This window comes from Thermoanaerobaculia bacterium (assembly GCA_035593605.1).
Lineage (GTDB): Bacteria > Acidobacteriota > Thermoanaerobaculia > UBA2201 > DAOSWS01 > DAOSWS01.
Genome location: DAOSWS010000016.1, coordinates 1 through 19,740, shown reverse-complemented (window position 1 = coordinate 19,740; position 19,740 = coordinate 1). Strand labels below are relative to the sequence as shown.

General features: G+C 49.2%; 14 protein-coding genes. 8 read left to right on the top strand and 6 right to left on the bottom strand.

From position 1 onward, the window contains the following. The first annotated feature begins 2 nt into the window (after positions 1 to 2). Genes PLD04_09155 through PLD04_09145 form a run of 3 tightly spaced genes read left to right on the top strand, consistent with a single transcriptional unit; the run spans position 3 to position 1,591 of the window. Positions 3 to 785, top strand: coding sequence for a PfkB family carbohydrate kinase (locus PLD04_09155; GenBank protein HXK68498.1), 783 nt, complete (start codon positions 3 to 5; stop codon positions 783 to 785). Further along, on the top strand, positions 785 to 1,198 hold the full coding sequence (gene acpS, locus PLD04_09150) for a holo-ACP synthase (protein ID HXK68497.1): 414 nt from the start codon (positions 785 to 787) through the stop codon (positions 1,196 to 1,198). Before PLD04_09155 ends, acpS begins: the two co-directional genes overlap by 1 nt. Before the next feature lie 15 nt (positions 1,199 to 1,213). Next, positions 1,214 to 1,591 carry a response regulator gene (locus PLD04_09145; GenBank protein ID HXK68496.1) on the top strand — a complete coding sequence of 126 codons (378 nt, stop codon included), beginning with the start codon at positions 1,214 to 1,216 and terminating at the stop codon, positions 1,589 to 1,591. A 40-nt stretch (positions 1,592 to 1,631) separates the two neighbouring features. Here the strand turns inward: PLD04_09145 and PLD04_09140 are convergent, their stop codons facing one another. The 3 genes from PLD04_09140 to PLD04_09130 form a co-directional block, all read right to left on the bottom strand. After that, positions 1,632 to 2,942 (bottom strand): MFS transporter, encoded by a 1,311-nt coding sequence (locus PLD04_09140; protein HXK68495.1) that lies wholly within the window; start codon positions 2,940 to 2,942, stop codon positions 1,632 to 1,634. 80 nt (positions 2,943 to 3,022) lie between these two features. After that, positions 3,023 to 4,321, bottom strand: coding sequence for a ribosome biogenesis GTPase Der (der, locus tag PLD04_09135; GenBank protein HXK68494.1), 1,299 nt, complete (start codon positions 4,319 to 4,321; stop codon positions 3,023 to 3,025). Further along, positions 4,318 to 4,794, bottom strand: a complete 477-nt coding sequence (locus tag PLD04_09130) for a hypothetical protein (protein ID HXK68493.1) — start codon at positions 4,792 to 4,794, stop codon at positions 4,318 to 4,320. The genes der and PLD04_09130 overlap by 4 nt, the downstream gene beginning before the upstream one ends. Positions 4,795 to 4,881: 87 nt before the next feature. Here PLD04_09130 and PLD04_09125 point away from each other — a divergent pair, with 87 nt between their 5' ends. The 5 genes from PLD04_09125 to PLD04_09105 all read left to right on the top strand — a co-directional run bounded on the left by PLD04_09125 (position 4,882) and on the right by PLD04_09105 (position 13,735). Continuing rightward, the gene (locus PLD04_09125) at positions 4,882 to 5,562 is read left to right on the top strand and encodes an HAD-IA family hydrolase (GenBank protein HXK68492.1); all 681 of its coding nucleotides are present in this window, start codon (positions 4,882 to 4,884) and stop codon (positions 5,560 to 5,562) included. Next, positions 5,559 to 5,867 (top strand): zf-TFIIB domain-containing protein, encoded by a 309-nt coding sequence (locus tag PLD04_09120; GenBank protein HXK68491.1) that lies wholly within the window; start codon positions 5,559 to 5,561, stop codon positions 5,865 to 5,867. Before PLD04_09125 ends, PLD04_09120 begins: the two co-directional genes overlap by 4 nt. Continuing rightward, on the top strand, positions 5,864 to 6,859 hold the full coding sequence (locus PLD04_09115; protein HXK68490.1) for a D-alanine--D-alanine ligase family protein: 996 nt from the start codon (positions 5,864 to 5,866) through the stop codon (positions 6,857 to 6,859). Before PLD04_09120 ends, PLD04_09115 begins: the two co-directional genes overlap by 4 nt. 293 nt (positions 6,860 to 7,152) lie before the next feature. Continuing rightward, entirely contained in the window at positions 7,153 to 11,781 is a 4,629-nt protein-coding gene (locus tag PLD04_09110) for a hypothetical protein (GenBank protein HXK68489.1), read from the top strand. 118 nt (positions 11,782 to 11,899) lie between these two features. Next, a complete protein-coding gene (locus PLD04_09105) occupies positions 11,900 to 13,735 on the top strand; it encodes a sulfatase-like hydrolase/transferase (protein ID HXK68488.1) in 1,836 nt (611 codons plus the stop codon). 51 nt (positions 13,736 to 13,786) lie between these two features. Here the strand turns inward: PLD04_09105 and PLD04_09100 are convergent, their stop codons facing one another. The 3 genes from PLD04_09100 to PLD04_09090 all read right to left on the bottom strand — a co-directional run bounded on the left by PLD04_09100 (position 13,787) and on the right by PLD04_09090 (position 19,592). After that, positions 13,787 to 16,453, bottom strand: a complete 2,667-nt coding sequence (locus PLD04_09100) for a fused MFS/spermidine synthase (protein HXK68487.1) — start codon at positions 16,451 to 16,453, stop codon at positions 13,787 to 13,789. A gap of 176 nt (positions 16,454 to 16,629) precedes the next feature. Continuing rightward, complete coding sequence (locus PLD04_09095) at positions 16,630 to 18,051, bottom strand: HEAT repeat domain-containing protein (GenBank protein ID HXK68486.1); 1,422 nt, start codon at positions 18,049 to 18,051, stop codon at positions 16,630 to 16,632. Then, a complete protein-coding gene (locus PLD04_09090; protein ID HXK68485.1) occupies positions 18,048 to 19,592 on the bottom strand; it encodes a hypothetical protein in 1,545 nt (514 codons plus the stop codon). The genes PLD04_09095 and PLD04_09090 overlap by 4 nt, the downstream gene beginning before the upstream one ends. Positions 19,593 to 19,740 lie beyond the last annotated feature (148 nt).

Below are 19,740 nucleotides of genomic sequence, written 5' to 3'. Positions count from 1 at the left end.
TTGTGAATAAACGTGTTCTTGTCATTGGGGCCTTCGATCCGACCGGCGCAGGCGGTGTCGGTGTGGATATCCGTATGTTTCACAATTTTCGTTATTACGTGGCGGCCTGTGTGACGGGGATCTTTGCCCAGAATACCCGTCAGGTCACCGATTTCATGCCGGTTCCCTTCGCAAGTGTGGGGCAGCAGCTGGAAGCGCTTCTCTCCGATCTCACGTTTAATGGGCTGAAGCTTTCCCTGCTCCCTGAAGAAATTACGGTCGACATGGTAGCGGAGCTTCTCGGCTCCCGACCCATCCAGCCCAGCCTGCTGGATCTTTCCCTGATCCATCCGTTAGGACACCGTCTCCAGACGCCCGCTGTTCTCAATGCCCTGGTCACCCATATCATGCCCAAAGTGGATATTGTCGTATGCAACGTGGAGGAGGCCGGTATGATCCTGGGAAAACCGGTCGAGGACCTGCAGGCCATGCGCGATGCAGCCTCGGAGCTGATCCAGCGCGGGTGCAGCCAGGTCGTGATCACCTCAAGAGGGAAGGATAATCGCGCCATGGATGTGGTTCATGACGGCATGAGCATCAAACTGGCGGATGCCCCTCTGATGGTTACGGAAAACACGCTGGGCAAAGGTGCGGTTTTCTCTTCCTGTGTGCTGGGAAACCTCATCAAGGGAGACGATCTTCTGACCAGCGTCAACAAGGCCAAGCTCTATATCCGGAAGGCGATGATGCACAATTTTAAGATTGGAGGCGGAGCCCACCCCCTCAACCTGAATACACCGCTCTGATGATCTACGGCATCGGTGTTGATATTGTCAATCTGAAACGGATCGCATCTGCCTATTCCCGATTTGGGAAGAAATTTCTCCATCGGATCACCCATCCCGGCGAAATTCGCCACGCGGATGAACACCCGGTCTTTATCCAGGAACTTGCGGTCATATTCAGCATGAAAGAGGCGGTGTACAAGGCCCTCCGACCGGTTGGGTTTCCCATCCGGTTTACGGATGTGGAAGTGATCCACCTTCCCGGGGGAGCTCCCTCTGTCCGGCTTCACGGTCGACTGGCTGTTCACGCGAGCCAGGCGAATGTCGGAGAGATTCATGTCTCCATGACCCATGAGCGGGATCAGGCTGTGACCGTTGCCATTGCCATGAAAAACGGGTCTGCCGCTCCATGGGAGCCAAAAAAGGAAGATTGAGGTATACTACATATGATGGCACGGAAGCGGATCCTGATTGTAGATGATGATCCATGTTTGCGTCAGGTGGTGGATTTCAAGCTCAGGCTTTCCAATTTTGACACCACGCTGAAGTCCTCCGTGCGTGATGCGATTGAGTTCATACGGGATGAATGTCCCGATCTCATTATCCTCGATCTGGCCTTTGAGGAAGAAAAGCTGAACGGGTTCGATTTTTTGCGGATCGTCAGAGAAAACCCCCAAACCGCCAACATCCCGGTCATCATCCTCAGCGTGCTGTCCAGCCCGCAGAACATACATCGGGGCGTTGAACTGGGTGCCAGCGATTTTCTCGGGAAACCCTTTTCCGTCAATGTGCTGGTGGACAAGGTCCACAGCATGGTTGGAGCCTGACCGACATCCTTCCTGTCACATCAGACTGAAAATTCAATTCTCAGCCGTGAGGATTCTCCAGTTTTCCGCCTTCCCGCCGGTCTGCCCGGAGAAGAAGAACGGCGAAGAGAAGTCCGAAAGCTCCCAGGCTGGCAAACATCAGCATGCTGGCCTTGTAGGTATGGGTAAAGTCCCGCAGAAGACCATTTAACCAGGGAAAGGTGGCCAGCCCGATATTCTGAATCATCGTCATGAGCCCGAACGCTGTACCCACCCGCTCCTTCTGAACGATCAGAGGAACAGCGGGCCACATGGCGGCCGGAACGAGGACAAATGCCGCTCCCAGAATGATCATGGGGATGGCGGGGTTGACGGTCGTGTAGCCCATGATGATGTAAGAGGGGATCATGAGGATCGACCCGATCATCATGAGGCTGGCCCGGCGGCCAATTTTATCCACAAGACTTCCTGCGAAGGGGGCGAAAACCATGGAGGCAAAGATGATAATCGAAGTGGTCCCGCCGGCCGTTGTAAACATGTGAATCAGGTTGGAAAAGACCTGGGATAAGAACCCTCCGCTTCCGCCTGCTTCCATCGGGAGCCCCCACTTGTCATGGAAGAAATCGGTGGACAGCGCGGTGAAAGGAAAGATGGCGGAGTAAAAGGTGACGCAGAGGAGAGTGACGTACCAGTAGGAAGACTTGAATTTCTTAATATCCGATAAGACGATCTTGTCCCCGGCGCCCTCTTCTTTGAGATCCAGTGCGTGTTCGCCCCGTTTGTCAAGGATATTGTAAATGAGGTTGCTCAGGAGAGACACGACGCAAAAGAGAACGGCGGCCCAGAGGGCGTACTGGTACTTTCCAAAGAAGGAGGCGATGAGTGCTTCGGTGTTGAAGCTGAAGAGCGTACCCAGGCGGGAAATCGTGAGGGCGATGCCGAAGGCGAGGGCCAGCTCCTTCCCCTTGAACCAGCGGGCGATGATGGCACTCTGGGCAACGACAAGAGACTCCGATCCTGCACCGAAGATGAACCGGCCCACATAGAGGAGCCAGAGGGATGGCGCGATGGCCACGATGATCGTTCCCAGTACGACCAGGGAGGAAAAGATAAGGCTGGCCTTCCTTGTCCCTATCTTATCGATTAACAGGCCGCCCAGGAATACAGAAACTATGGCCGCGATGGAATAGACGGTGTAGGTGGCTCCCACAGCGGCGCGGTCTACGCCCAGGGCTTCGATGAGCATGGGGGCGATGGCGCCAAGACTGTCATATGCAAAATAGGAGCCGTAGGTCAGGAGGCTAACAAAGAGAAGTACGGAAAACCTGTAGGCTCTGCGGGACGGGTGGAACAGGGAGACCTCTTGTGTCATCGATACTCTCCGGACTGAAATGGGGTTGTTCCTCAAGAATCAGGAACGGCGAACCTATCCTATCATACCCGGGTCCCGGATTACGAATTCCTGGGTTTTCGTCCCCGGACCTTGAACAGGATGGGGGTACCGGGAAAGTCCACAGCTTCTCTAATGCGGTTTTCCAGAAAACGGGAGAAGCTCGCATCCAGGGGGCCCGCACGGTTGGACATGAGAACGAAGAGAGGAGGGGCCGTGGCCGCCTGAGTGATGTAGAGGAACTTTCTCTGCCGTGAAGGAAAGCGGGCGGCAAAATCGGCATAGAGACGGTTAAGTATTCCGGTGGGTACCCGTCTCTGATAGGCCTCCAGGACTCGATCGATCTGAAGCCAGATCTTCCCTACGTTTCGTCCCGTTCTGGCGGAAAGGAGAAGAATGGGGGCATGGCTGAGAAAGGTAAGGCGTTCCGTCAATGCGGACCGGAGGGTGATGGAGGCATCGGAACCGGTCAGGAGATCGGTTTTATTGGCCAGAACGATGACCGCCTTGCGGGCCCGTACAATCTCCGTCGCAATACTCAGGTCCTGCTGCGTGATGGGCTGGCTGGCATCGACAACCAGGCAGCAGAGATCTGACCGTTCGATGCTCTGAATACTTTTCATGACGGAGAGCTTCTCCTGCTCATCCCGAACCTGTTTCTTTCTTCGGAGCCCGGCGGTATCCACGAAGACATAGGTATTCCCCTGTCTTCGAACTTCCACGTCCACCGCGTCCCGGGTTGTTCCCGGAAGAGAGGAAACCGTGAGCCTGGATTGATCCAGAAGGCGGTTAATGAGGGAGGATTTTCCCACGTTCGGTTTTCCTACGATGGCGATTCTCGCAATGGGAGCGGGACCCGCCGTGCTTTCCACTCCAAGGAAGGCTTCCGCCTCCTCTCGAAGCGTTCCGGTACCGTCGCCATGTTCGGCGGAAACAAGGTGAATCCGGGGCCACCCCAGTTCGGAAAACTCATGGATGTTCGACTCCGAAACCTTGACGTCCGCCTTGTTCACTACGAGCCATACCCGTACATCCAGTTTATGGAGGTAGTCGGAGAGATCCTTGTCCAGAGGATTGATTCCTCCGGCCCCATCCACGGTAAGGAGAATCAGGTCGGCACCTTGGAGGGCCTGCCTGGCCTGGTCGCGAATCGTGCCGGATAGCTCATCTTCCGAGAGAAATTCGATCCCGCCCGTGTCCACGAGCCGGTACCCTCCCATATCCTCTTCAATCCGGTCCCGGGTCATGCCCGGTTTCCGATGAACGAGAGCCTTCCTCCGGCCGACCCATCGGTTGAAGAGCGTACTCTTCCCCACGTTCGGCCTCCCGCAGATCACGACAACAGGTTGGGAACGGGTCATTCTTTGAGGAAGGGCTGTTTGGTCTCCTGGACGATTCTGGCGATGACGAGCCAGCCCTCTCCCTGAAATTCTTTGACCTGATAGACCACGTGGAGAACCTGACCCCGCTGATGTCCCCTTACTTCCCCCGTGTCCACGCGGTACGAAGTGACATCCCAGGTCTCGGTTGTCCTCACATAGGCATTGGATTCGTTGAAGATGTCGGTATAGGTGATCTGCAGATCGGCCAGGGAGGCTTTCAGACGGTAGTTCTTGGCCCGTAGCGTCTGAACCATGGTGCGGACCGTGGATTTTTCCCTTTCGGAAGCAAACCCGTCCAGAGCACTGATATTGCCCGTTTCGTAGGCCTTCGGGAGAACTTCCACATATCGATGAATAAGGTTCTTTACCTCATCGAGACGCCTGAGTTTCCGGGCTTCGTTGTCGCATCCGGCAAGAGAAAGAAGAAGCAGAAAGAGAATACAGCGTTTCACAATCATATTATATAGGACCGGGAGGCACGTGGAAAGTTCCCGATTGGATGGTCGACGGTGATGGGGCATCTGATATACTAGGCCGCAATGGCCCCGGAACTTCTTATCTTTGACCTGGACGGCACCCTGGTGGATTCGTTCCGGGCGATCCACGCAAGCCTGGTTCACGCCATGACCACCCTGGGATACGAACCCTGGGATTTCGCGCGGACGCGCCGCAGGGTGGGGTGGGGCCTGGAGCACCTGATGCGGGAGGCAATGGGAGAAGCGAATGTGACCACCGGGATTCGCTACTTTCGAGAACAATATCCCCAGGTCTGCCTGCCGCTCACGGAGATCCTGCCCACGGTCGAAACGACGCTGTCCCGGCTCCGATCCCGCGGGTACACTATGGCGGTGGCGACCAATAAACCCTCTACATTTTCCCGTCAGATCCTTGCGCATCTTGAAATCGAGCACTACTTTCAGTCTGTACTGGGCCCCAACGACGTACCCCGCCCCAAGCCCCACCCGGACATGCTGGAATCCATCATGGAGCGGGCCGGGAAGGGGCCGGAACATTGCCTTTATATCGGAGATATGCCGCTGGATGTCGAAACGGCGAAGGCCGCGGAGGTTCCCGTCCTTCTGGTGGCCACCGGGAGCTATTCCTATGAAGAGCTGAAGGCTTCCGGTGTGCCGGTGATTGAACGCCTGGACGCGATCCTCACCTTTTTGGATCAGTGCTTACATTCTGCCAAGCAACCCTTCAAGGAGGATGACCGATGATAATTCATAAGCCCAGTGAAAAAGAAGAAGAGTTTTTCATGCAGGAAGAGCTGAAGCGCCGGAAGGCACTTCAGAAGGAGCGGCTCGATAAGATTGCCGAGGCAGAGAGGGCAAAGCTCAGGGAACTTCACTGGCTTCACTGTCCCAAGTGCGGAATGGAAATGGAGGAGATTCAGTTCAAGGGAGTCCAGGTCGATAAGTGCCTGTCCTGCGGCGGCGTCTATCTTGATGCCGGAGAGATGGAGACCATTCTGGCCATTGAGGATTCCTCTGTCATGAAGAAATTTTTCAAGATCTTTTCATGAGACGCCTCGCCATCCTCTTCGGCGGCCCCTCTGTCGAACACGATGTCTCCATTATTTCGGCCCGGAGTGTCTACGCCCGGGTGGATCGTGAAAGCTTCGACCCGGTCCTGATCGGTATGACACGGGACTGGCAATGGGTCGAAGGTGCGCAGGCAGAGTCGATGGTCCTGGGATCTGGATATGAACCCTCACAACGCCAGCTCCATGATATCCTCGGCGACCTCCGACCGGATGTTGTCTTTCCCCTGGTTCATGGGACCTTTGGAGAGGACGGGAACCTTCAGGCGTGGTTGCAGTCCCTCGGGTACCCCTACGTGGGCTGCGGGGTCCGTGCTTCCGCCCTTGGAATGGACAAGGCTGTATCCAAGGCCCTGTGGGCCCATCACGGCCTTCCGGTTGTCCCCTGGCGGGTCCTCCACCGGGAGAGCTGGAAGAGTGAACTGGATCGATTCGGAAACGCAATTCACGCACCGGTCTTTGTGAAACCGGCCGATTCGGGATCCTCGGTCGGAATTTCCCATGTGAGCGCCCTGGAGGCATTGCCGGCTGCCGTCGAATCCGCCTTTGCAATCAGCCGGAAGGTCATGATCGAGCCGGCCATCAAGGGACGCGAACTGGAGGTCGCGGTCCTGGGAGGCTATACGCCGGATGTCGTATCCGTGCCGGGAGAAATTGTGCCGGGTTCCGACTTCTACGATTACGACGACAAGTATGTGAATAATAAAGCTCAGGTTCTGGTTCCCGCCAGCCTTCCTGAAGAAGTGATTGCCGAGGCGCGAAGAATGGCCGCGTCCGCCTACACAGCCGTCGATGCCTATGGGATGGCCCGGGTGGACTTCTTCCTGGATCGAGAGAAAGGTCTTCTCCTGAACGAAATCAACACGATTCCAGGATTCACTCCCATATCTATGTACCCGAAGCTCATGGAGCATTCCGGCATTTCCTTTACCAACCTCATTACTCAACTCGCCGACCTGGCCCTTCTGGCCTGAACGAATTTTGAAAAGGAGTGGCTTCGGGCTTGACACAGGGGGAGGGGGTGGGTATGATATCTGCGTGGAATTCTCGTCTTTCGGAGGGCCTGTTCTGATTGTTACAAAACGTAACAGTGGGAATGCGGGTCAAGGGATTCAAGAGGAAAGTAAGTCTTTGATAAAAAAAGGTTTATTTTGAATTGTGCTTTGCTGGCACGAGTTTTGCTTTCATTATTTGCATGTGATCTCGGCCGCATGATGAATGCGCCCGCGCAATATATTCTTACGAGGTCTACAACAAGGAGGATCGTATGAAACATTCTCGTTTAAGGGTTTTACTTGTTTTACTGGCTGTTTTTCTGTTTTTTTCCACTTCCATCGTTATAGGAGGGGATGAACCCGGCAAGAGCAAAACTGAGAAAAGCATGAAAGAAGCGAAAAAACCGCTTCATGCAGAAAAACTGGATACTTCGGTTTACGTTGAACCCAAAACCATTGCTTCCCGGGGTATCTTATTTCCGAAATCGGGGTCGGATTCGTCGGGTGGTGCACTTCCTGAAGGCGTGCTCATTTATCTGGATCCTGCACAGCAAAGCGAAGGACCTGATCGAGACTTTTCCCTTGAATGGGATCCTTCGGTCCCCGTAAACAATAAAGGTTCCATTGAGATGGAGTGGTTGGAGGAGAGTGAGCAGCAGCTAAAGCGCACATTGGAAGAGAACTCAAAAGGTTTACCCGATTATGGAACACTCCAGGACGGGTTGGACCCTGACGCTCCGATCCTGAACCTTATCCCCGGATACGGACCTGATGGAGCCCCGGGTTCGGGGGGGATTGGGTTTAAAAGTTTCCCTGTTTCCGCTACATTTGGAGGTCCTCCGGATGTGGACCTGGCGGTCGGGGATTCATATGTGATAGGGGGCTACAACTCATACCTCCATGTGTACAACAAGACCGGTGCTTCGCAGGGCACGATCTCACTTCAATCGCTGTTTACGGGCCTGTCCATTTGCGGCAACGGTTATACCTGTGATCCACAGGTTGTCTACGATGATGAGAACGACCGGTACGTTGTAACAGGACTTGGTATTAATTCTACCGCAACAGATAGCAGACTCTGCCTGGCCGTATCCAAAGCGGAAAGCCCCATTACCGCAGCCAGTAACTGGTGGACCTATGAAATCGATCCTGCCGGTACGGGAGTTGCGGATTATCCCCATACGGCTGTAGGGGAAGATGCAATTTTCAGCGGATCCGTCTGGTTCCCATCTTCCGGAGGCAACCAGTCTGTGATGTATGTCATTAATAAAACAAAGGCTTATGCGGGATCAACGTTGCTATCAGCGGATCAGGCTCAGTATGTGTTTTCCAGTACACTCATTCCGCAGGCTGCCGAGAGGCGGGGCTTTGACCAGGGGCAATACCCCCCGGCGGGCACGCCCACGTATATTATTACCCCAAATTTGTCTACTCAAGCCCATGATCTCTGGCGATGGAACCAGCCGACATTGACGTCAACCCCAACACAATGGCAGGCCAGCGTAACATCCTACCCTGGTTCGATCACTAACCCAAGTAATTCTGCCTACGCACAAAGCTACCCGATCGATGGGCTTGATATTCGCCAAACCGATGTTGAGCTGCGATGGCCTTACCTCTGGACGGTTAGAACGGGGAATAATGGCTCCAACTTCGATACGGTCCAGTGGAACCAGATTAATGTTAGTGGAAGTAACCCGGCTGTTATTCAAACTAACGAATATACGCTCGCAAACAACCATTTGTGGATGGCCGATTGCACTGTGGATACGAAGCAAAACTTCATAACAGTCTTCAACCGCGCTTCAGCAACAGGCCCTGTGTACGTCGGTGGCTACCTCGCGGGGCGTCAGGCAGGTGACCCAACCAATACACTCTCAGGTCCCGTTACTGTCAAAGCTGGTGAAAAGGTATATCAGAATGGTACTGTGCAGTATAGTATCTACCGGTGGGGTGATTATAACGGGGCTGCCATTGATCCCAACGGATGTGACATTTGGGTGAATGTTGAGTATGTGAGAGATCGTTCAACCACTGCCCCCAGCACCGGCGTGGAAGATACAAGCTACATCGCCAGCTTCCGGTTTGCCGATTGTGCGGTAGAGCCCTCTGCCACACTGGACAAGATGACCTACTTCTGCGTGGATGAAGCCACGGCAACCATCGTTGATGCAACGGGAACGCCGACTAATGCTGTGTACCACGTAACCAGCGGAGGTTCTGTAGCGGGTACGATTTCAGGTACCGGACCCTTCTCTGTTACACCAGCTTCATTAAGCGATCTGGGTGCCGTTCACGGGGACGACATCTGGCTCTCCTTTACCGGCGGTGATGGAAACCCATACACTTCCAACAATTCAACAGTAGACTGCCAGAGGGAAGTCTGCGTGTATCAAATTGATCCATTGAGTGGCGGCTGTGATGACGACACATACCATGATCGTGGGGAAGTTTTAAATTACAATATCGCTATCGCAAACTATGAAAGTGATGATCTTCCTGGACCTTTTGAAGTTACCCTGACCTGTTCGGATCCTGATGTTACGATCATCAATCCCACCGTGACATTTCCGGATCTTCCCTCAATGACTTATGCGTATGGTGATTACCCATTTGCCGTAGAGTACACTGGCGCTTGGCCCGCCAATTGTACCAAGACGTTGACCTTTAACATCACCAATATTCATGCCATTGATGATGCATGGACTAATACAGGAGGCGGTTGCAGCGCTTCTCAAACTTTCACGGAAATCGCAAATGCCAATTTTAATGTTACTGGCTCAGCTTTTACCGAATCGTTCGACTCGACAACTTTCCCTCCGACGGGATGGGCCCGGTTATCCGTTGATACCACCGGTGGTACTTTGCTGTGGCAGCGATCTACTGCTACTGTTCACCCTTCGGGATATCCAACCCACAGTGGCGCGGGCCTGGCCTATGCCAATACCTGGACCGTTTATCCACCTTCCTCTGCACGGCTCTACCGAAGCACAGTATCTGACCTCACCTCCTATGCAGGTGCTACACTGACCTACTGGATGTTTCACGATAACATCTACACGAATGAAGACTACATCCAGGTTCAGGTTTGTGAAGCGGGAACATCGACCTGTGCAACAGAAGGAACTCACTGGGTTAATGTTGGTGCACCTGTCTATAGATACAATGGTTCGGCGAATGTGTGGACTCAACACTCCGTGGATCTCACAGCATATGCAGGTGCAGGACATTCGTCAGTGCAGGTTGGACTTCTTTGCGTGAACGATTATGGAAATGATGTTCACATCGATGATGTGGCATTAAATATTGGCAATCTGGTCTGCGAAAGTACGGTCTGCTCCGGTGATCCCGTCCTTGCGTATGACCAGTTCGCCTTTGACGACACCGATTGCAACGATAATGGCGGTATTGATCCAGGGGAGGTAGGGGTTGTCATGCCCTACCTGGCCAACACAGGAAACGACTGGGCCTATGGGACCACCGCCACACTTAGCTGTCCCACCTGTGACGCGGTGTTTGGTGCCGGGATGATCCAGATTTGTGATGGTAATGCAACCTATGGTCTCATTCCCTACGGTACCGGTTATGTCTATGCACCGGATCCCAGTGATCCTTTCACCATAGCGGTGGATCCTTCCGTCGCCTGCCCTGCTGCTGGCCAGCAGATCCCATTAGAGGTAACGGTTCAATCCACGAACCCCTATGGTCCGGTCACCTTGTCTTCTCCAGTAGATATCGGGATTGAAGATTCAATTAATCCAGATCCGGTCAACGGGATGAGTTATTATGATAGGTTCGAAGTTGCCCCAACTGCCACGAGTTCAACAGGTCGATGGGGATTTTCAGATCCGTGGACTGTTTCAGGTACCTGGAGCCAGGCAGACTATGGTGATGGGTGCTGGACTGATCCCGATACCGGTGTTGCATTTACGACTGGAAAAAACACTGATCGATATATCCAACATACATTGAGCACGGTAGGTGCTACAACTAACGTAGCCATGTGGTGGGAGTGGGATGTCGGTAACCTTCAGACAGGAGATTACTGGGATATAGCGTGGACACCAAACGGAGTTACCTGGTGTAACCTTGGCCTTAATGATCCCGGTACAGCCGCTGGTGGTGATGAATGGCAGTGCTGGAGTGGTTCTCTCTATGCCACAGTGGCAGGTATGGCGGATGTACCACCTTGCTCCGGGCCTTCAGCTGCTGATTCAATGCTCAACAACCCTAATTTTGGGATTAGGTTTTTGACTCACATGCAAAACACAAATTCGACCCATCGATTGGCGGCAGCTTTCCTTTCTGCAACAGGCTGGCAATGTGATTCAACAACCTGTTCGGGTTCGTGCGGAAGCGCGCCTCCCCCCCCAACCTATGGTGAAGATGTTCCAGGAACTTACATGACAGTCACCAAGGGTACAAACCCGAATACGGTTCACGTTACGTGGGATCCAGCCTGTGGTACGCCCGATAATTTTAATATGTACTGGGGTAATCTCTCCACGCTGGGTTCAACAATGACTGTTACCAATGAGAACTGTTCCATTGGTACTTCAGGAAATGTGGACAACCTAACATCACCGATCCCAGCTGCAGGACAAGGTTACTGGTTCGTCATCACTGCGGTAACTGGAAGCAATTTTGGGCGGCATGGAAACAATTCTTCCAGCACGGAGAGATCGCTAACGGGAGATACTGCCGCCTGCGGTGGTACCAAGGACACAACCGCGAATAGCTGTGCAAAGAGAAGTTTTACAACTCATGAGAATACAACTTCCCTTTCACCAATTCTTCCCATGACAAACGGATGGCGAACCAAGCCACTTTCCCGGTGCAATGTATCTGGGAAAGCACCCACAAGGCGGGAAGTCCCGGAAGATGGAAAAGTAAAACAGTAAACCTGCGTATTCCTGAAGATGCAATTCTAAGCGGGGCCAAATGGCCCCGCTTATTTATACTTCCACACGGAAATGAAACTGATTCATTTAACCCGGTTCTCAGTGCTATAATCCAAATATGATACTAAATTTCTGCAGAAAAATGATTCTTTGTGTTCTCGTATCAGGTGCTCTGCTTCTTTTGAATACCTGCTACCATGATTCGTCCAGGGATGGGGCAAGCTCCACGCCATCGCAACCTTCAGTTTCTTCCTTCCTCCTTATAACCATTGATACATGGAGATGGGATTACGTTGGCGCTGCCGGAACCGAGAAGGTCGAAACGCCCCACCTTGATTCCCTGGCGGGAGAGGGTTTATATGTCCGAGAGGCATTGACCACCTGTCCACTCACAACACCCGCACATGCTTCCATTCTAACGGGAAACGATATTCTGAACCACGGTGTTATGGATTGTTCCGGTTATAACCTGGATAATACCCGTGAAACACTGGCTGAAGCCTTCCACAGAAAAGGGTATTCAACGGCGGCCTTTGTTTCATCAGAGACATTGAACGCGCGGTATGGACTTAATCGAGGTTTCGATGTTTACAACGACATATGTCCCGAGAGAGTAAGGGCAGATGAAGGCGGTGGGGGAGCCCGCCGTGATGGCCAACTGACCCTGGATGCAGCACTGGATTACATCCGGAACACTCCCGAGAACCAGAAGTTATTTCTCTGGGTCCATTTTTACGATTTACATATGCCTTACGCGGAAAGACCTGGAATTGATTCACAGTATCCCGGAAATCCCTATGCATCACAGGTAGCTTATACGGACCAACTTACGGGACAACTGATCCTACAATTGCGTAAGGATAAAAAAAGATCCTGGAAAATGGTAATTGTGGGAGATCATGGTGAGGGTCTGGGCGATAAAGACGAACCCGAGCACGGTATGGGGATATACCGAAGCACGCTACATGTTCCACTAATATTCTTTCCGAGGCCTCCCATTTCAAACTCTGCAAAGGGGCCATGGGGACTGGTGGACCTTGCTCCGACCATAAAAGGCTGGGTGAATCTTTCTTCCGGCATCGATGAGGATGGAATCAATCGAATTCTACACGACCGTGTTGGGCAAGCTCTTGTTTCCCTCACGGTACTCCCATCACTTATGTTTGGGGCAAATCCTGTAATGGGAATCAGAAAAGATGAATGGATGTATATACGACATGGCGGAGAGGAACTTTATAACAGTGCCGTTGATCCTTACCAGCAAGTCAATCGTGTCAGTTCTACATCCAATAAACAGATCCTTCGTGATCTTCGCGGTGAATGCGCGCGCAATCTTCCTCTGGAGAGAATCGTACAGGTCTTATACAGACGAAGTGAGCCTACGACGGAGGAAGAAAAAAAACTTAAAAGTCTCGGGTACATCGGAGCTGTAGTTCCGAAAGGTATTGAGTTTCAAAGGGCGACACTGAGCCAGATTTTGTCAGACTGGAACCTCCTGTATCATGCGAGAAAAGCATCGAGGAACGACCCGTCAACACTGCCGGATGTGATAGAGCCATTGATAAGAAAATATCCAAAATCTGCTACTCTTGCAAAGGAATGGGGAAATCTTCTGGCTAGACAAGGAAGGATTGAGGAATCCCTGGAGGTCTATGAACGTGTCTTAAAATGGAATTCGACCGATGTGGGGATTTTATCCAATATGGGTGCCCTTTACGCAATGTCCGGGAGAGGTGAGGAAGCCGAAAGAGCTTTTAAAGCTGCACTTGTATTGCGGGAGGATAACCCTGTTATTCATAAAAACCTGGGAAACGTTTATGCAACTCTCCTGAATAAACCCGATCAGGCGGTGTTCCACTACCAGCGGTGTCTTGAATTAGAACCTTCTGACTCCGAGAAGGAGAGATTAACCGAATATATGCATCGACATGAAAAACTGCAGAGTTCCCCATAAAAGTGCGAAAGATTCTTGACACTACCGAATCGTTTTTCAGTGGACCTGATATTAAGATTTATAACGAATTCTATTTAAATAATTGACTAAAGAAATTCTGTCATTTATTGTTTTAAGAGAATCAACTGTAAGAATGTAATATTGACCGTTAGCATGATATTTCCATAGACCTGTCCAACGGAAAGGAGGACCTTCATCTACAAAGGCTAAATAGGTTCTGTCCGGCAAGGTCACCTTCACGGGAACTGCAGTTAGCCAGCCTTTCATTTCGCCTTTCAGGAGTAACTGAATTGTTTGAAAATTTAAGTCTCTCTCAAGAACAGGGGATGAGAGGGCCATGGTTCCCCCGTTTTTATCTGAAAATCTGGCAACCCAGAACGCATTCTGGATTATGTCTTTTGAAATAAAGGTATGACGTTCAAGACAAAAGCTGTTGAGGGAGAGTCCCTGCAAGTGCGGTAAGTTAATGCCAATCGGATGAAATTCCAGAGTACTGGAGGTAATAGTAGGTTTTACCGAAAGGGGGAGAATAGATGAGGGGGCTGTATCAATAAATTTGGAAAGGTTACTGTCACTGTAGTTTCCAAAAATGTATTTAGGAGCTTCAAATTCAAGCCATGATCGGCCGTCACGGTTAACAGGCAGTAGTGTTTCGATTTTATGGATTTGTTCTTCATTCCAAAGAAAGTAATTTGTGACCATACTAGAATTAGAAAATCCCATTTGCTTGATGAGGGTCTGCGTATTTGACGATGGTGTCATTAGCGCAGATTCATCCAGTTGCAATTTGCTTTTCGAAGCAATCAGAAATATATCACCCGCTTGACTGTAAGCGTTGATATGCGGAAAGACACTTCGGAGAGTCGAGACCATACCAAGAACGTGTTCGTAATTTAATTTGTAATAATAAAACCATTGACAAAAAATACCATCCTCTTTGAGATGTAAATCTACATCCTTAAAAAATTCTGTAGTAAATAGGTTGCTGACTCCGGTAATCCAGGGGTTGGAGGGTTCACTGATAATAATGTCATAACGTTTGTTTGTGTTATGCAGAATATTTCTGGCGTCTGCAAGACGAATGGGAGTTTTCATGGCAACGTTATGGTTTAATTCTGTGAAATGTTTCCTCGCACACTGTATCACTTCAGGTGAGATTTCAATGGTTTCTATGCTTGCCACGTCATGTTGGAATGCAGCATAAGTGGAAGAACCAGATCCTAATCCTAATACAAGAACTTCAGGAGGATTGGATTTCCGGTAATACAAAAATGGCAGGTGCCCTGATAAATATTGAGAGAGTTTGTCATTGGAATAATCGCTTGCATCCGGTTTGCCATTGATAAAGAGGGTCCGGACTCCTTCTGGTAAAATGCAGGCCGATACAACAGCTTCTCTTCCTTCCAAAAAGGATAATATTTTAATTTGATCTCTATACGTTTGGAGTTTATCCTTTCTGTACATTTCCAGAGCCCAATCTGGTTTTTGAGCCATTAGCAAATGAAAATTCTGTTTTTTCCATGGAAAAAGTAAAGCTACTACAATAAGACCCAAAATGATTATGACCAAGAGGTTTCTCTTGGGGAATTGAATCGATCGAGAGATTATAAAAAAGCAAGATAGGGACAGCAACCCCAATATCAGAAGTGTAATTTTGCTGCCTAAAATGGAATAGAAAAAGAATGTTACCACGATGGAAGCTGTGGCTGTACCCAGGGTGTTGATTGCGGCTAATGCCCCAGTTTTTCTTCCAAGCCGCTCTGGATCGGATGTCAAATAGGTTAAAGCGGAAGGAAAAGATAATCCAAATAACAGGTTGATAGGTCCTGTCATCAAGGTGATGACAAGAGCGTTGGTTAGCATGTATGAACCAAACCCAACGCCACCCATGTCGAGCAGCCAGAGTTGTATCCAGGTAACTTTATCAATAATCATCACCTGGATAATGATAAGAAATGAAATAATTAGTTGCGTGAAAGCGAAGATTCGACCCTGGTTCCCATTTTTTAAGGGACGGAGTCCCATAAGTAAGGATCCGAATCCTACGGCTGCGAGATATAGTGCAAGAATCAGGCTGAATGTGTAGATGCTGCTTGTCATGTGCAACGAGAAAAGCCGGTTCCAGACGGTTTCAAGACCAAGTGACACAAAACCTGTAAGAAATAAAGTCCATGAGAGAAAAGACTTTTCGAGTCTCATTCCGCTTTTTGATCCCAAATTTTCATGATACGCAATGGCTTGTTTTCCTTGGGATGGAGAAAAAAGAAACATTCCAAGAAATATAAATAGATTCCCACAAATTGTTCCTGCAAGGACCCAATGTTGGTCCAAGCTGGGTAAAAGTAAGAAGGGTACAAGCACGGCAGATAGACATGCACCAAGAGTATTCAAACCATATGCTTTTGCTATTCTGCCGCTCCTGATTTCAAAGTTCTTTGTTAATATGCGTACGGCGGTTGGCAACGTTCCTCCCATCAGGAAGGTTGGAATAAACAGAACGACAAAACTGAGAAGAAATTTGAAAAGTAGTAAAAGTTCCGTATGCCCTTCAAGGGACTGGAAGATAAAACGATAGGGTATGGATCCGAAGCTCAGCAGCCAGGGTGTGATACACGCATAGAGCCCAATCCCCAGTTCAAGCCAGCGATAAAGAGCTGACGGAGATATTCTGTCCGCAGCTTTACCCAGCCACCAGCTCCCGACGCCAAGGCCCGCCATGAAAGATGAAAGTACAAGGGCGATAGCCAGAGAATCGGATCCAAGGAGAAGATGTAAGGAACGAAACCAGAGTATTTCATAGCTAACGGAGCAGTACCCGGAAATAATGAGAAATAATGAGAAAACCGGGATGAATAACTTCGACGGAATGTGGTTCTGTTCCAATGTGGTTTGGCTCAAGGTTTGGACGCTTTTGAAGTGATACCAATCTCAGCTCGAAATCTCTTTCGGCTTATTCGTTTTATCAGTTCCTCCAGAGTTTGAATGTCTGCCCATGATTCATTCGTAAAGTGTTTGTAGGCCGAAGCTAACACTTGATAATAGAAGGACAAATCATCACCTTTAGAAACACTAATCAGGGTCCCAATCGTTAGATTTGGATATTCTGGAGGTAGCAGGGAGGATCCATTTTTCCATAATTTTAATAAGGTCATGAAATCATTCCGGGTAAACGGTTGACTCTCTGAAGAATGCTGAAATCGGCTGTTGAATTTTTGAATCTGCAACCTGCACCTGTGATCCTGTTCCGGAGAATTCAGGACAATGAAATCTTCCGGATTGCATTCGAAATCCCTTTGAAAATTGGCTGACCATCTCGTGCAAAATCTATTTTCACTCCTGCTGGCTGGATTGGCGCAGTATCGGTACAGAGAATTAATGGAATCAGGTGTCGTTAGATGTGATAATGCCGCAAGGATTTCAAAGCGAGCATCTTGGTTCTCGCATATCATTTTATTTTCCAGATAGGGAATCGCTCGTAGATCTTCATACTCGAATAATGCGAATGCACTGGCCCATAAATCTTCTCCTTCAGAGTTGGCTAAAACATTGACAAGTGTACCAAAATCGTCAGGATGACCGAATACTCCCAGGCATGTAATCGCAGTCTGGCGAAGGGCGGCGTTATCACTTTTGACGAGGTCGCGAATCGACTGAAGTGCAGGTAAGTATTGAGCCTGTGTTAGTATAAGCATAGCAGACTGTTTTATGCGAGTGTCGCTATTTTTGTGCAATAAATCGAGCAGAACCGGCCATGAATCTGGACCCCATTGCGCCCAAACGATCTTCACGGTAAGGGGCCATTGGATATATACCTCATTGTTCAGGTAAAAACCGCCACTGTGTTTATCCATACATTGAACAAGTAAGGGAATTCCCTTTGGGCTTTGTAGTTCGGCAACGTCCATGAGTGTAGAATATACTGGTGTATTTTGTTTTTCAGCTGGAATTTTCTTCAAGAGTGATAATATGTAATCTGCCTCACTCAGACCCTTTAGTTTCCATATCAAAGCTGCGGATTCTTGAATAAAAACGGGATCCTGGACTTTAATCCGATCCAGTGTTTCGATCTCTGACTTAAGAGACTCTGTTGCTATTTCACGTTGAGATAAAATTTGATTACGGGCCTTGGTAATTTTATCCTTAAGCTCTTGATTGCCCGGGCCGTAGAGCATATCAGGATTCTGGTCCCGGAGAACGGAAATGTTTTCGTGCAGTAATTTTTCTGAGGGATTATTATCTGCGATAACTCGAGCGGAAAACACGGGTAAGATGAAAGCCACAGCGAAAAAAAATTTTATCTCGTAAGGTAAATTCATTGAAAGCTATCCTTATGATGGTTACTGAAACCCTTCGGACTGGAGCATTGGGTTTCCAGAAAGTTCGCCTTCATTTTATATACTCTCAGCGCCTCTTTTGCTTGTTTGACGTCTGATTTTAATCTTTGTAATATTCGATCGGTTGATGCTAATGCCTTGGTATACTGAGTCCGGGAAGCATTGGAGTGCAAGAACTTTAAGTCACCGTTTTTCAATGCTTCGTCGATGATTGTCCGGGGTTCCCCAGTCGAAATCGAGCTCAGCGTTGTCTTAAATATATTCAATGAATTACAGAGCCACTCACGGTTTTTTCCTTTTGGGATATCGCTGAGGAGAGTGATACAGGATTCGACCAATTTCGATAAGAAATTGGGATATTCTCGAAGGTCTGAGTTTATTATATCCTTATAAGCGTACCCGTTGTACCAATCAAGGATGGCGGGAGCAAATACTGGATGTCCATCGATCAGATCAACATTTCTTCGGTTAAAGCCGTAATCCCGAAAAAGAATCAAATCGAAAAGATTTTTCCTTTTATTTGTGCTTAATGCACACCAGAAATGTAGATCGGGTTCTAACACTGTGGCTCCTCTGTAAAGACTTTGGCCTGACTCAAAGGGTGTGAGGGTGCCGCTAGGAAGCGCTAAAAAGGAAGCATGTCCATATGGTTGCTCAGTTGTTTTTATAATGTCTAAAGGCGATAGATCCAGCGGAAAAGGATATCGATTTAGGTCTTCCATCAAAATAAGGAGTCTGGTTTTAACCTGGAGAGTACATCTTGAATCTAATATTTCGAACAGAAGGGACAGATTCTCACGTGGATCAAAGCTTAAGTCATGGGTGATGACCAAGTTGGCTTTTGAGATATCTTCAGCCCTGAAATACGATGAAGACCCGGGTATTTGAGAACTGGCATTTATTAATAGCTTTAGTAAAACATTTGTGTGCTTGAACTTAAAGAAAAAATTGAGCTCTATGGGGGGGGCTGTTCCTGTTTTTTGAATCTCATTCTGCAGCCAGGAAGCGATATCTTGTTTTGGATTACGATCATCTCCCCGGGAACCAGAGAGTGTTTGGAGCGGGGTGATAGTGACGGAAAGGTCGGAATAGAATCCTAGATCAACCATTTGAAGCAATGTGGCTTCCAGTCTGGGAATTACATTGGGATCGATTTCCGTATAAATAAAGGTCACACGCTGGAATGTTGAACTGTGAACAATCTCAAGTGGGGCAAGGTGTGATCCGCTTGCAGGATAAAGAACCACAATCTCGTCATCAGAATAGTAAATGTTGTTCCAGAGCTCCTCGAAGGCTTTATAGTGCCGAATATCATGAAGTCTTTGATAGATCGTTGTCAATTTTTGTTCCAACACAGGTTTTACGTTTGGTGATGCAGAAGACCAGGTTCTATTAATCTGATCCATCTCTTGATGTAATTTACTGTCCAGAACGTTAAAAGGGCTACCATCTAATGCGGGTGCTAATCTTCCTGTCAAAGTAAGAAAAATGATCAAAACAAATTTTACGTGATGCAAGTGCATTCTTTAATTATACCCTATATCCGGTCAGAACCAGGATTCCAGACCGGACATGTCAATAGGTGTGTAAAAAGGGTTCATGCGACATAGTCCTTTTTCAAGGTTTTCAGGTTGATACCATTTTCGTATTTGTCACCATTGTAGACATCGC